The organism is Luteibacter sp. 621 (genome assembly GCF_050435445.1).
Taxonomy (GTDB): Bacteria; Pseudomonadota; Gammaproteobacteria; order Xanthomonadales; family Rhodanobacteraceae; genus Luteibacter.
This window is the reverse complement of record NZ_JBNDKI010000007.1, coordinates 1-13,409: the sequence shown is the minus strand read 5'-3', so window position 1 is coordinate 13,409 and position 13,409 is coordinate 1. Positions and strand designations below refer to the sequence as shown.

Annotated in this window: 12 protein-coding genes; 4 read left to right on the top strand and 8 right to left on the bottom strand. The window is 65.3% G+C overall.

Annotated features, from left to right (window positions below; all coding sequences use genetic code 11):
* Window positions 1-31: 31 nt before the first annotated feature.
* The 3 genes from ABIE56_RS09555 to rpoH all read right to left on the bottom strand — a co-directional run bounded on the left by ABIE56_RS09555 (window position 32) and on the right by rpoH (window position 3,002).
* Window positions 32-1,402, bottom strand: coding sequence for a sensor histidine kinase (locus ABIE56_RS09555; RefSeq protein WP_429243580.1), 1,371 nt, complete (start codon window positions 1,400-1,402; stop codon window positions 32-34).
* A complete protein-coding gene (locus tag ABIE56_RS09550) occupies window positions 1,380-2,063 on the bottom strand; it encodes a response regulator transcription factor (protein WP_429243579.1) in 684 nt (227 codons plus the stop codon). Before ABIE56_RS09550 ends, ABIE56_RS09555 begins: the two co-directional genes overlap by 23 nt.
* Before the next feature lie 78 nt (window positions 2,064-2,141).
* Entirely contained in the window at window positions 2,142-3,002 is an 861-nt protein-coding gene (gene rpoH / locus ABIE56_RS09545; RefSeq protein WP_429243578.1) for an RNA polymerase sigma factor RpoH, read from the bottom strand.
* 309 nt (window positions 3,003-3,311) lie between these two features.
* Here rpoH and ABIE56_RS09540 point away from each other — a divergent pair, with 309 nt between their 5' ends.
* A complete protein-coding gene (locus ABIE56_RS09540; protein ID WP_429243577.1) occupies window positions 3,312-3,725 on the top strand; it encodes a type II toxin-antitoxin system PemK/MazF family toxin in 414 nt (137 codons plus the stop codon).
* Window positions 3,726-3,909: 184 nt separating this feature from the next.
* Here the strand turns inward: ABIE56_RS09540 and ung are convergent, their stop codons facing one another.
* The 5 genes from ung to ABIE56_RS09515 form a co-directional block, all read right to left on the bottom strand.
* A complete protein-coding gene (gene ung, locus ABIE56_RS09535; RefSeq protein ID WP_429243576.1) occupies window positions 3,910-4,611 on the bottom strand; it encodes a uracil-DNA glycosylase in 702 nt (233 codons plus the stop codon).
* Complete coding sequence (locus ABIE56_RS09530) at window positions 4,608-5,447, bottom strand: response regulator (protein ID WP_429243575.1); 840 nt, start codon at window positions 5,445-5,447, stop codon at window positions 4,608-4,610. The genes ung and ABIE56_RS09530 overlap by 4 nt, the downstream gene beginning before the upstream one ends.
* A 15-nt stretch (window positions 5,448-5,462) precedes the next feature.
* Window positions 5,463-6,443 carry a permease-like cell division protein FtsX gene (ftsX, locus tag ABIE56_RS09525; RefSeq protein ID WP_429243574.1) on the bottom strand — a complete coding sequence of 327 codons (981 nt, stop codon included), beginning with the start codon at window positions 6,441-6,443 and terminating at the stop codon, window positions 5,463-5,465.
* Complete coding sequence (ftsE, locus tag ABIE56_RS09520) at window positions 6,440-7,117, bottom strand: cell division ATP-binding protein FtsE (RefSeq protein ID WP_429243573.1); 678 nt, start codon at window positions 7,115-7,117, stop codon at window positions 6,440-6,442. Before ftsE ends, ftsX begins: the two co-directional genes overlap by 4 nt.
* 169 nt (window positions 7,118-7,286) lie before the next feature.
* Window positions 7,287-9,032 carry a DEAD/DEAH box helicase gene (locus ABIE56_RS09515; protein ID WP_429243572.1) on the bottom strand — a complete coding sequence of 582 codons (1,746 nt, stop codon included), beginning with the start codon at window positions 9,030-9,032 and terminating at the stop codon, window positions 7,287-7,289.
* 421 nt (window positions 9,033-9,453) lie between these two features.
* Here ABIE56_RS09515 and trxA point away from each other — a divergent pair, with 421 nt between their 5' ends.
* From trxA to ABIE56_RS09500, 3 genes are all read left to right on the top strand, one after another.
* The gene (gene trxA / locus ABIE56_RS09510; RefSeq protein ID WP_139979157.1) at window positions 9,454-9,780 is read left to right on the top strand and encodes a thioredoxin TrxA; all 327 of its coding nucleotides are present in this window, start codon (window positions 9,454-9,456) and stop codon (window positions 9,778-9,780) included.
* Window positions 9,781-9,939: 159 nt separating this feature from the next.
* The gene (gene rho / locus ABIE56_RS09505; protein ID WP_429243571.1) at window positions 9,940-11,721 is read left to right on the top strand and encodes a transcription termination factor Rho; all 1,782 of its coding nucleotides are present in this window, start codon (window positions 9,940-9,942) and stop codon (window positions 11,719-11,721) included.
* 182 nt (window positions 11,722-11,903) lie between these two features.
* Window positions 11,904-13,274 carry a glutamate--cysteine ligase gene (locus ABIE56_RS09500; protein WP_429243570.1) on the top strand — a complete coding sequence of 457 codons (1,371 nt, stop codon included), beginning with the start codon at window positions 11,904-11,906 and terminating at the stop codon, window positions 13,272-13,274.
* The last annotated feature ends 135 nt before the right edge of the window (window positions 13,275-13,409 follow it).

The window sequence follows — 13,409 nt, the reverse complement described above, 5'->3', positions numbered from 1 at the left end:
GCGTAGTTAATAATTATTTAGGCGTATTCGGCTAGGCCGCCGGGCACGTCACCGAGAACACCGCGCCTTCGTCGTTTCCGCCCACCGCCAGCGAGTATCCGTGGAGGCGCACGATGGCGCTGACGATCGCCAGGCCAAGGCCGCAACCCGGCTTCGCGCGGGTCTCGTCGCCGCGGTAGAAGCGACGAAACACCGCATCACGCTCGCCCACGGGAATACCCGGGCCCGTATCCGCAATATCAATACGCGCATCGCCCGTCGGGTCAGTAAGGGCCACCATGCGAATGGCACCGCCGTTCGGCGTGAACTTGATCGCATTGCCAACGAGGTTGGCGAAGGCTTCGAACATGAGCTGCGGATCACCACGCAGGGGCGGCAATTTGCCCACATCCAGCTCGAACACCTGGTGGCGATCTTCGGCCAACGGCGCGTAAAAGTCGTGCACGTTCTTCAGTACGGTGCCCAGGTCCATGTTTTCGAAACACGCGCTGCGCTGCCGGTCCTCGAGTTCGGACACGCGCAGGAGCGCGCGGAAACGCGCCAGCACGGTGTCGATCTCCTCAACGGCGGCCTCGAGCTGCTCTGCCTCCGGCGTGCCTTCGATCTGTTGCTGCACGCGGTACAACCGCGTGCGCATGCGCGTGAGCGGCGTACGCAGGTCGTGCGCGATGTTGTCGGTCACGCCTTTCACTTCACCGAGCAACCGCTCGATCTCGCCCAGCGTGGTATTCACCGTGCCGGCCAGCAGATCGACCTCGTCACCGGCGCCACTCACGGGCAGGCGCACACTCAGGTCACCCTCGCGGATGGGTTCCATGGCGAGCTGGATCTGACGCACGCGGCGCGCGGGACGGCGTGCGATAAGGATGCCGCCAAGCAAGCCCGGGATGAGCGTGAGCGACAGGCCCCACAGGGCACCACGGCGGATGATCGCACCCAGGCCATCGATGGTCGCGCTTTCCTTGACCACCACCAACCGCTGGCCACCGGGCAACGTGCTGGCGAGGCCGCGGGCGCGCCGGCCGGATTCCCCGGGATGATCCTCGACCTCCGCCGTCACAGCACGGACAACACCATCCTCTTCGAGGCCTTTGGGGATCTTCCCAACGTTGCCGGCAAGGCGGCGGCCCTGTGCATCAAACAAGCCCGCGGCCATGAAGCCGGTCGCATCGATCGCGCTTGCGGCATCGACGGTATCGGTGAGGCGGCGCGAATCGGTGCGCTCAAGGTAGTGCAGGCGCGCGGCCAGCATGCCGTCCACGACATTGGTGAGGTAGCGCGACGATTCCCACTGGACCACGCCCAGCAGGATGACGCACCAGATGGCGAACAGCGCGCCATAGATGAGGATGAGGCGCGAGGTGGCGGAACGCCAGGCGTCAGTCAGCGGGCGCAAGGACATACCCCGAGCCGCGCACTGTACGGATAAGCGGCACCTGGCCAGCGCCATCGATCTTGCGACGGAGGCGGCCGATATGGACATCGATCACGTTGGTGCCCGGGTCGAAATGAAAGCCCCAGACATGCTCGAAGATCATCTGCCGGGTCACCACCTGGCCCGCGTTGCGCATGAGGAACTCGAGCAGGCGGAACTCGGTGGGCAACAGGGTGAGCGGCTGACCGTTGCGCAAGGCATTGTGCTTGACCAGGTCGAGCTCGAGATCCTCGACACGGATACGCGTTTCACCCGCCTCGGGGCGGCGATGCCGCCGCAGCAGTACTTCGGCGCGTGCCGCCAGCTCATCGGGGGCGAACGGTTTGGTCAGGTAGTCATCGCCACCCGCCCTTAGCCCACGCACGCGCTCATCCACGTCGGAAAGCGCGCTGATCATGAGCACGGGGGTTTCCACCGAGCGCTTGCGCAGCTCGGAGACGACATCGATGCCGTCCATGCCGGGCAGCATGCGGTCGAGGGTGATGATGTCGTAGCCATCGGCCAGCGCACGCGCCAGGCCGTCGCGGCCGTTCGCGACCCAGTCGGCCTGCAGGCCGTGGGCGCCAAGCTCCGCGACGATATCGCGGGCGGTGACTTCATCATCTTCGATGACCAGGGCCCTGGGCATCCTTCTCACTCCACGTTCGGGACAACGGAAAACGGCCCCACGAGGGGGCCGTTCCGGATCTTACGCCGTTCGCAGCCCTCAGGCGGCGATGGCGACACGCATCTTCTTCATGGCATTCGCCTCGATCTGGCGAATACGCTCAGCCGAAACGCCGTACTCATCGGCCAGATCCTGCAGGGTGGCCTTGTTGTCCTCGGCCAGCCAGCGGCGCTGGATGATGTCGCGCGAACGGGCATCCAGGTTGGACAGCGCCGAACTCAGTGCGCCCATCTGGTTGTTCGAGGCATCTTCCTCGGCCAGGTTGTCGTACGGATCGGCGCCTTCATCGACCAGGAACGCGGCCGGTGCCGGCTTCTCGTCGTCATCGGCATCGGCCGGGGCTTCGAAGCCCACGTCACGACCCGAAAGGCGCGATTCCATCTCGCGGACGGTCGCTTCAGGCACACCCAGGTCCTGGGCGACAACACGCACTTCCTCGGCATTCATCCAACCCAGGCGCTTCTTGCTCTTGCGCAGGTTGAAGAACAGCTTGCGCTGGGCCTTGGTGGTGGCGACCTTCACGATGCGCCAGTTGCGCAGGATGAACTCGTGCATTTCGGCACGGATCCAGTGGACCGCGAAGCTGACGAGGCGCACGCCCTGGTCCGGATCGAAACGCTTCACCGCCTTCATCAGGCCAATGTTGCCTTCCTGGATCAGGTCGGAGAGCTGCAGGCCGTAGCCGTTGTAACCGCGGGCGACATGCACCACGAAGCGAAGGTGGGACATCACCAGCTGGCGGGCGGCGTCGAGATCGGCGTCGTCGTGGAAGCGCCGCGCAAGCGTCTGCTCCTCGTCAAGGCTGAGCACCGGGATACGATGGACGGCCGCGATGTAGGAATCCAGACTGCCAACGACGCTCGGGAGCCCGTAATTACGGGTGGCGAGGGCTTGGGACATGTGTGGAACCTCCTGAAAGTCTCGGTGCAGGTTAGCAGTCCCATGGTGGGAGTGCTAACCCCTGCCGAAGTTCAAATTGGTTAGCTGTACTCAATGGTACAGAAATACCCCCGGCATGTCCAGTGGACCCAGGGGCGTATTCAGGGGGCAGATGGGCTACCGGAGGGCCCGGCAGCCAGGGGCGGCACGTAGGTGCCTGCCACACAAGGAAAATGGGGTCAGGCCCTCGAAACTAAAGGGGTTAGGACTACACACATTGCCGCGGGGTGCTGGCAGCCACCCGGTAGGGCCCTGCCTAGGCTCATGGGCATGCCTTTCTTCTACCCACCCCTTCCCGGCACCATCCTGATTTGCCGGTTCCCGCCACCCGGCTCGGCGCCACCCGGGGAAATGACAAAGACCCGCCCCGTGGTGGTCGTCAGCCGGCGCCTGAGGGGACGCACGGGTCTCACCAGCGTCGTCCCAGTGAGCATGACCCCACCACGGCATGAGGACCGCTGGCACGTTCGCGTTCCCGCCGATGCCATGCCACCCGGATGGTGTGATCGCAAAGGTGACCGCTGGGCGAAATGCGACATGGCGGTGGTGGTAAGCCTCGAGCGACTTTCTCAAGCGCGCGTGCAAGCCATGCGAGGCAGCGCGCCTGCACCGTTATCGCGAGTCAGTGCGGCGACGCTCTACGAAATACGTAAGGCTTTGGCCTTCGTGTTCGAGATCGAATGAATGCGGACGGCACACACTTGCATGTTGGGCGCCCAACAACTATGGTCGCTGCGTCTATCGGCTGCCATGCCGATTTCAAGACCTCGACGCATTGAGTGGTAGCGATCGAGGCGGGCCGGAACACGATGACAAGTGATTCGGTTGCTATTTAGCCCGCGCGCCTCGGCCGCGGGCTTTTGTCTATTCAGGACGCAAGTTCCGCGCGGCGCGGCAGTGACCAGTCGACCGGTGATTCGCCGCGGGCTTCGAGATATGCATTCGCCTTGGCGAAGTGCCCGCAGCCCATGAACCCGCGGTGCGCGGATAATGGCGAAGGATGCACGCTGCGCAGAATGCAGTGGCGCTTGCCGTCGATGAGCTGGCCTTTCTTCTGCGCGTGGCTGCCCCACAGCATGAAGACAAGACCTTCGCGCTCCCGGCTCAACGCGTCGATGGCGGCATCGGTGAAGCCTTCCCAGCCGCGCCCCTGGTGTGAAGCGGCCTGCCCCGCTTCTACGGTGAGCACCGCATTGAGCAGCAGCACGCCGCGGTCGGCCCACGGCGTAAGGCAACCATGATCAGGGCGTGGAATGTCGAGACAATTCTCGATTTCCTTGAACATGTTCTGCAGTGACGGCGGCACGCGCACGCCGGGGCGAACGGAAAAACTCAATCCGTGCGCCTGGTCTGGGCCGTGGTACGGATCCTGGCCCAGGATGACGACGCGCACCTTGTCGAATGGCGTGTGTTCAAAGGCGCTGAAGATCTCCGGCCCCGGAGGGTAGATGACCTTGCCCTGCGCCTTCTCATCACGCAGGAACACGGAAAGCGCCAGCATCTCGGGCCGATCGAGGTAGTCACCAATGCGCTCCTTCCAGGAGCTCTCCAACCGCACGCGCTCGTTCACGCTTCGGCCTGGGCGCGCAAGTGCAGGGCTACGCGCAGCTGGAACAGGAGCTTCGTGATCAGCAGTTTCTCTTCCACCGGCTTTTCGACCAGGTCGTTCGCACCGGCGCGCAGCAGCGCGGCCTGGTTCGCCGGATTCTCATCACCCGTCATGATGAGCGTCGGGAGCTTGCCTTTGCCGTAGCCGAATTCGTTGCGGATACGCTCCACCAGGTCGCCACCCGTGAGCTCGCCCTTCAGGCTCACGTCGGTAAGTACGACGTCCGCTCCCACCCGGCCGCCTGCCTTCGCTGAACGCAGGAATTCAATGGCGTCTTCCGCGCTGATCACGTGGTGCACGGTTAGGCCGTACTTCTCCATCATGCGGCGCGTGGCCAGCGCAACCACGCGGCTGTCTTCCACGTACAGCACCTCGCCTTCCGCGCCACCCTCGGGGCGCACGTAGCCGCGGATGAATTCCGCGAGCGCACCAAAGCCGAGCGACTTGTCGAAGTAATCCGTGACGAACTCGCCGAGCTCGCGGCGGTGCAGGCGTTGCTCCACATCGCCGGAAACCACGACGATGGGCATGTAAATCTGTGGCGCGGCCTCGCGCACGAAGCGCGCGACTTCCAGGCCATCCATGTCGGGCAGGCGCAGGGCGACCGTGACGAAATCGAACACGCCACGCTGCAGTTCCGACTGCGCCTCGGCACCCGTGCCGACACCAATGATCTCTACCCCCGGCACCTCGGCGGTGACGACGCGGGAAATCAGCTGGCGCACGACCTTGGAACCGTCGACCAGCAGGATGCGCGGCGTAGCGCCAGCGACGCCTGATCCGATATGCGATGCCACCCCCTGCCTCCCGTCTTAACCCGCCGCTGCGCGGCGGATCTGTTGTGCGCTGACCAACCGCGCACCCAGCCATCCGAGGATGGCCGATGCAACCGGCACCGAAAGAAGTAACCACCCTGGCAAGCCACCGAACTGGACACTGCCGTCATAAGCGGCCGCCAACCGACCAACCGGTCCCGCCATGGCGAGCTCGATGGCGACGGCGAGTACCACGGCAAGAATGCCTGCCAGGAGGCCAAGCCAGATGCCCGCATAAAGATAAGGCCTGCGCACGAACGGGCGGCTGGCACCGATCAACAGCAGCACGCCGATTTCCTCGGCACGGCTCTGGATATCGACGCGAATCGTGTTGCCAACCACGAGCAGCGCGGCGATACCGAGCAGCAGCGCCAGCATGGTGGTGGCGCGGGCACCGACGCCAACGATGGCATCCAGGCGCTGTCGCCAGGCCCCGGTGTCCTGCACCATGTCCACGCCAGGCGTGGCCTTCATGGATTCGACCAGACGGGTAGCGTCTTCCAATGAGAGATTCGGCTTGGGCTGCACCGAAAGCACGTACGGCAACGGGTTCTCATCGAGCGACTGCAGCGCGCCTGAGAATCCCTGCACCTCGGCCAGTTCGGCCAGGCCGTCCTTCGGCGTCCGCACCGTGATGTCCTGCACCTCGGGGCGGCCGCGCAAAGCAGAGGCAGCCGTCTCCGCCATCGCCGCGTTCTGGCCCGGCTTCATGAAGGCACTGATGGTCTGGTTGCGGCCCAGGGCATCGCCCATGCGCTCGACATTGCCCAGCAGCAGATAGAAAGCGAGCGGCAGCGCCAGGGCCACGCCCATCACGGCGACGGTAAGCAAGGTGCCCAGCGGCCGGGAGGCCAGGCGGCGCCAGCTGATGGAAAGGCTCCAGGCGTGGTGTTCGCGCCAGGCGCCGATATGGCGCGGCGTGGTCCGCTTGGTCTTCTCGGGCTCGGGCGCGCGGCGCGGTTCGCGGACGGTATTCATACAACCTCCGTGGCCGGCACGTCGGCGATGAGCTTGCCGTGGTCGAGGACGACGACGCGTTTCTTCATGCGCTTGATCAGCATCAGGTCGTGACTGGCGACGAGGACAGCGGTGCCGACCGCCTGGAATTCGGCGAACAGGCCCATGATCTCCATGGCCAGCTGCGGATCGAGGTTGCCCGTGGGCTCATCGGCGATGAGCACCGCCGGCTTGGCCACGATGGCACGGGCAATGCCCACGCGCTGCTGCTCACCCGTGGAAAGTGTGCCGGGTAGCTGCTTTTCGTAGCTGAGCAGGCCGACCTTCTCCAGGGCGGCGCGCACGCGGCGGGCCCGCTCGGCAGGAGAGACGCCGGCGATCACCAGGGGAAGTTCGACGTTGGCGAAGACGCTGCGATCGAGCAGCAGGCGGTGGTCCTGGAAGACCATGCCGAGCTTGCGGCGGATACGCGGTATATCGGACGAGCGGACGGTATTGAGCTTCTGCCCGTCCAGCGTGACCACGCCATTGGTGGGGCGCTCGATCATGGCCAGCAGCTTCAGCAGCGTGCTTTTGCCCGCGCCGGAATGGCCGGTGACGAACGCCATTTCACCGGCATCGACCTGGAACGAGACATCCGTAAGGGCCTGGTGGTCGCCCTCGTATCGTTTGCTCACCAGATCGAAACCGATCACCGCGTTACCCGTTGGCCCGTGAATCCGTAGAGGATACGGGATGCGGGGGCGGTTTGGGCTGGGTCTGGGTCGCGGTTCAGGGGGTGGGAGCGCGCGGCTTCAGCGCCCCGTCGGTTTATCGCGCGCAAGCGCGCTCCTACACGTAGGAGCGCGCTTGCGCGCGAGGGCCTTATTTACCGCCGAAAATGCGGCCAAGGCGGCGGAAGAACCCTTCCTTCTTGACCGGAGCGGCGGCCGGCGCCGGGGACGCGGCCGGGCGCGATGCGGCGACGTGGCGCGACGGACGGCGGTTGCCGTTGCCATTGCCGCCTTCCGCCCCAACCGCACGCGGCGCAGCGGCGGTGTTGGCGTCCTGGATCCGCACCTGCGGTGCACCATCGCCACCTTCACGGCGGCTACGGCCACGACCGCCGCGGCGGCGGCGCTTCTTCGGCGCCGAATCGGCGGCCATCGCTTCGGCGGCAGCCGGCAGATCGGCCACGGTCTCGGCAACTACCACGGTCGTCACCGGCACCTCGGTGGACGCGACGGCCGGCTTATCCTGGCGCGGGCGACGTTCACGGCTGCCGCTACGCTCGCCCGAGCGCGGACCCGACCCCGAACGCGAGCCGGAGCGGGAACCTTCACGCCCGGACCGCCCGCCCTTCTCCGGCGGCGCGCCGCGGGTCGGGATGTGCCCGCCGGTGTCGTTCGGATCATCCACTTCATCCTGCACGCCATCGGCGCGCGGGCGCGGGGCCGGCATCACCAGCATGCGCGCATCGATGGATGCGGTGGGAATCTTCTGGTTGATGTAGGTCTCGATGTCCGGAAGACCCATCGCGTACAGATCGCAAGCGAAGCTGATGGCATCGCCTTCAGCGCCCAGGCGCGCGGTGCGGCCGATACGGTGCACGTAGTCTTCGGCATCCTGCGGCAGGTCGTAGTTGAACACGTGGCTGACGGCCGGGATGTGCAGGCCGCGCGCGGCCACGTCGGTCGCCACCAGCATGTCGATCTGGCCATCCTGGAAGCGCTGCAGCAACTTCTGGCGCTTCACCTGCGGCACGTCGCCCGAGATGGCGCCCACGCGGAAGTTATGACGCTTCAGGCGATCGGTGATGCGCTCGGCGGCGGCCTTGGTGTTCACGAAGATGATGCTGCGTTCGGCCTTGCTCTCCTCGAGCAGGTTCAGCAGCAGCGGCATCTTTTCTTCCTTGGACGGGAAGTAGACCACCTGGCGCACGCGATCGGCGGTGACGTTTTCGGTCTCCACCACCAGCTTTTCAGCTTCGTGCATGTGCTCGTAGGCCAGCTCGAGCACGCGGTGGCTCAGGGTGGCGGAGAACAGCAGGACCTGGCGCTTCTCGCGGGCTGGCAGGCGGCGGAAGATAAAGCGCACGTCCTTGATGAAGCCCAGGTCGAACATGCGATCGGCTTCGTCGATGACCATCACCTCGACGCTGCCGAAACCGAAGACGTCCTGCTTGTAGTAGTCGAGCAGGCGGCCCGGGGTGGCGATGATGATGTCGCAGCCATCACGCAGCTGCTGGCGCTGCTTGTCGTAGTCCACGCCGCCGTAGATCAGCGCGCTGCGCAGGCCGGTGGCCTTGCCGATCGTCTGGAAATCCTTTTCGATCTGGATGGCGAGTTCGCGGGTGGGCGCGATGATGAGCGCGCGCGGGTCGGAATCCTTGCGCCCCGGCTGGGCGGGGTTCTTCAGCAGGCGGTCCATCAGGGCCACGAGGAAGGCAAAGGTCTTGCCGGTGCCGGTCTGGGCCTGGCCAGCGACATCGCGGCCGGTCAGGGCGACCGGGAGGGTCAGCGCCTGGATGGGCGTGCAGCGGGTGATGCCGGCGGTGGCGAGGCCCTGGTGCAGCAGGGGGTGGAGTTCGAGGTTTTCGTAGAAGACGTCGGTAAGTACGGTCTGGGACATGATGGGCCTGGAGGCTTGCGCCGCGGGTACGCGGCGCCGTCCCTGCGGCAAGGAATACACCACGGGACGGGTGGTTGAACCGGCCGGCGCCACGGGAGGGTCGGTGGGCCCGCGGTTGCTAGCCGCTGGCGTGCCGACGCGCCCGGCGCACGGTGGCCGGAGGCAGGAGATGACGGCCCGACGGCTCCCGCTGGCATAGCTGAACCGGCTGCTCGAACCGGTTTACCTATGTCAACGGAAACCATCCGCTGGCACCTTGAATCGCTTGAATCGCGCCCCTAGTTCGGGTGGAATGAGGGCCACCGGCTGCAATGGCCAAGACCTTCGGTTCCGGTTGGACCCGCGACATGGGGCTCCTAAGTGTAGCCGATGCCAGCGTCACGGTCGTCAACTCCCCTTAACACCCGATTTGGAGACCACGGTGAGCGACAAGATCACCCACACGAGCGACGCTGCCTTCTCGAAGGACGTCCTTGAATCCGACACCCCCGTCCTGCTCGATTTCTGGGCGGAATGGTGCGGCCCCTGCAAGGCGATCGCCCCCGCCCTCGAGCAGCTGGCGGATGAGTACCAGGGCAAGGTGAAGATCGTGAAGATCAACATCGACGAAAACCAGCAGACCCCGCGCCAGTTCGGCATCCGTGGCATCCCCACCCTCATGGTGTTCAAGGATGGCAAGGTTGCCGGCACCCAGGTCGGTGCCGTGAACAAGGGCGTGCTTGCCCAGTTCATCGACAAGTCCATCTAAGCAACAACGCGTCATCTTCTCGAGCCACCGCGTGAGGCGCTTTACCTTGCGCCTCACGCGATGCTAGGCTCTAGGCGTTCGCCCCGGGACACCCCGCTGTCCCCCCAGCCGCGAACCCTCCCACCTTCTTCTTCCAACGGCGCCCCGTGAGGTTTGCCCGTGTCCGATATCGAAAGCAAAGATTCCATCGACGCCAAGGGCGCCGGCGACCAGCCTGCGACCGAGCCGCGTCCCCGTACGCGCCGCAAGGCGCCAGCGGCCAGTGCCCCTGCGGTAGAGACGAGCGCCCCGGCGCCGGCTCCCGCACCGGCAGCCCCGCCGCCTCCACCCCCGCTCCCCCCCGTTCCCGCGCCGCAGGCTGAGCTTCAGCTCAACAACCCGCCACCGGCTGCCGAGTCGCGTCAGGCCCAGGAGCCGCGAGAAGGCGGCCAGCAGGGCCAGTCGCAGCAAGGCGGCCAGCAACAGGGCCAGGGCCAGGGCCAGGGCGGCAATAATCAGCAAGGCGATCGCCGCGAGCGTGAAGGCCGTGGCCGTCGCCGCCGCAACGAACGCAACCAGCAGCGCCAGGGTGGCGGTGGCGGTGGCGGCAACGGTGGTGGTAACTACCAGCACCAGCGCAACAACAACGGCTATCCCGTCGATGAAGACGAGAACGCTGATGCCGGCAGCAACGATCGCCTGATCAACCTGACCGAGCTCAAGCGCAAGAACTCCATCCAGTTGCTCGAATTCGCCGAATCGCTGGGTATCCGCGAAGGCGTCGCCCGCCAGCGCAAGCAGGATGTGGTGTTCAGCATCCTCAAGGCGCATGCCCGCTCAGGCGGCGGCATCTGGGCCGAAGGCGTACTCGAAATCCTCCAGGATGGCTTCGGCTTCCTGCGCTCGGCCGATGAGTCGTACCTGGCCGGCCCCGACGATATCTACGTCTCGCCCAGCCAGATCCGTCGCTTCAACCTGCGCACCGGCGATTACATCACCGGACGCGTGCGCCACCCGAAGGAAGGCGAACGTTACTTTGCCATGCTCAAGGTGGACGACATCAACGGCGATCCGCCGGAGGCGTCGAAGAACAAGCTGCTGTTCGAAAACCTGACCCCGCTGTTTCCACGCAAGGCGTTCAAGCTCGAGCGCGGCAACGGCTCCACCGAAGACATCACCGGCCGTATCCTCGACCTGGTGGCGCCGATCGGCCGTGGCCAGCGCGGCCTCATCGTCTCCCAGCCGAAGTCGGGTAAGACGATGATGCTGCAGAACATTGCGCAGGCCATCCAGTACAACCACCCCGATGTTCACCTGATCATGCTGTTGATCGATGAGCGCCCGGAAGAAGTCACGGAAATCGCCCGCACCGTCCGCGCCGAAGTCATCAGCTCCACCTTTGATGAGCCGGCCGTGCGCCACGTGCAGGTTGCCGAGATGGTGATCGAGCGTGCCAAGCGCCTGGTCGAACACAAGCGCGACGTGGTGATCCTGCTCGATTCGATCACCCGCCTGGCCCGTGCCTACAACACCGTGGTGCCCAGCTCCGGCAAGGTGCTCACCGGCGGTGTCGATGCCAACGCCCTGCAGCGCCCCAAGCGCTTCTTCGGCGCGGCACGTAACGTCGAGGAAGGCGGCAGCCTCACGATCATCGCCACGGCGCTGACCGATACCGGCTCCAAGATGGACGAGGTGATCTACGAGGAGTTCAAGGGCACCGGCAACATGGAAGTGCACCTGTCCCGTCGTATCTCCGAGAAGCGCGTCTACCCGGCCATCGACATCAACCGCTCCGGCACCCGCCGCGAGGACCTGCTGATCGATCCGGACCTGCTCGCGAAGATCTGGATCCTGCGCAAGCTCCTCCACCCGATGGATGAGCTGGCCGCCATGGAGTTCATGCTCGACAAGATGAAGAACACCAAGTCGAACGACGAGTTCTTCAACTCGATGAAGCGCTGAAGTCCAGTCATGGCACGATCAAGGGCCGCCCCTCGGGGCGGCCTTTTTTCTTGCGCCATGGGCACGCGGCGGTCACCGGCTTTTGCTACGCTCCGCGGCGGGCATGACACCTTTTCCCGGGCGACATGCGCCCCCATGTGGGGCGGCTACGGCCCCTGCCGTCCATTGCCAAGGAAAGTGAAGTGTCCATTCCCAGCGCCGCCAAGAGCACGCCCATCGGTGACCGCGATGACCTGGTCGCCTACCTCGCCGAGGGCGAAAAGCCGCGCGACGCCTGGCGCATCGGCACCGAGCACGAGAAGTTCGGCTTCTATACGGATGACCTGACCCCGCCGCCGTTCGAGGGTGGGCGCCCCGGCATTCGCGCCATCCTGGAAGGCCTGGCTGAGCGCTACCACTGGGATATCGCCCGTGAAGGCGATACGCCGGTGGCGCTATCGAAAGGCATGGCTAACATCACCCTTGAGCCTGCCGGCCAGCTGGAGCTCTCCGGCGCGCCGCTGGAGTCGATCCACCAGACCTGCGACGAAGTCAGCAACCACCTGAAGGAAGTGCGCTCGGTGGCCGACGAGTTCGGCATCGGCTTCCTCGGCATGGGCTTCCAGCCCAAGTGGCGCCGTGACCAGATGCCGTGGATGCCCAAGGGCCGCTACAAGATCATGCGCGAGTACATGCCCAAGGTCGGCTCGCTCGGCCTGGACATGATGACCCGCACCTGCACGGTGCAGGTGAACCTGGATTACGCGACTGAAGCGGACATGGTGAAGAAGTTCCGCGTGGCCCTGGCGCTGCAGCCGATCGCCACCGCGCTCTTCGCCAACTCACCCTTCACCGAGGGCAAGCCGAACGGCTTCAAGTCGTTCCGCTCGCAGGTGTGGACCGATACCGATGCCGACCGCACGGGTATGCTCGATTTCGTGTTCGAAGAGGGCTTCGGCTACGAGCGCTATGTCGATTACATCCTCGGCGTGCCGATGTACTTCAGCTACCGCGATGGCAAGTACATCGATCTTTCAGGCAAGGATTTCCGCAAATTCATGCGTGGTGAACTCGCCGAACTGCCGGGCGTGAAGCCCACCATGAAGGACTGGGCAGATCACCTCACCACCGCGTTCCCGGAAGTGCGCCTGAAGCAGTACCTGGAGATGCGCGGCGCCGATGGCAGCCCGTGGAACCAGCTGTGCGCCCTGCCCGCCTTCTGGGTGGGCCTGCTGTACGACGATGTCGCACTCGATGCGGCATGGGACCTGGTGAAGGACTTCAGCAAGGCCGAGCGTCATGCGCTGCGTGATGGCGTGCCGAAGGAAGCGCTGCACCTGAAGTTCCGCGACCACACGGTGCGTGAGCTGTCGCTCGAAGCACTGAAGATTGCCGACCATGGTCTGAAGCGCCGCAACGTGCGCGGCAATCGCGGCGCCGATGAATCCATCTACCTCGAGCCGCTGCTGGAGATCGCCCTCTCGGGCAAGACCCAGGCCGACACGAAGCTTGAGCAGTTCCATGCCAACTGGAATGGCAGTGTGGATCCTGTCTTCAGCGAATACGCTTACTGACCCGGCAGCCCCTGCAGGAGCGGGGGGGGGGGGGGGGGGGGGGGGGGGCGGGGCGCCCCCCCCCCCCCCCCCCCACCCCCACAAACACGAAAGCCCCGGGCGCCCCCGGCGAAAAAAACAGACCCGACGAACAGT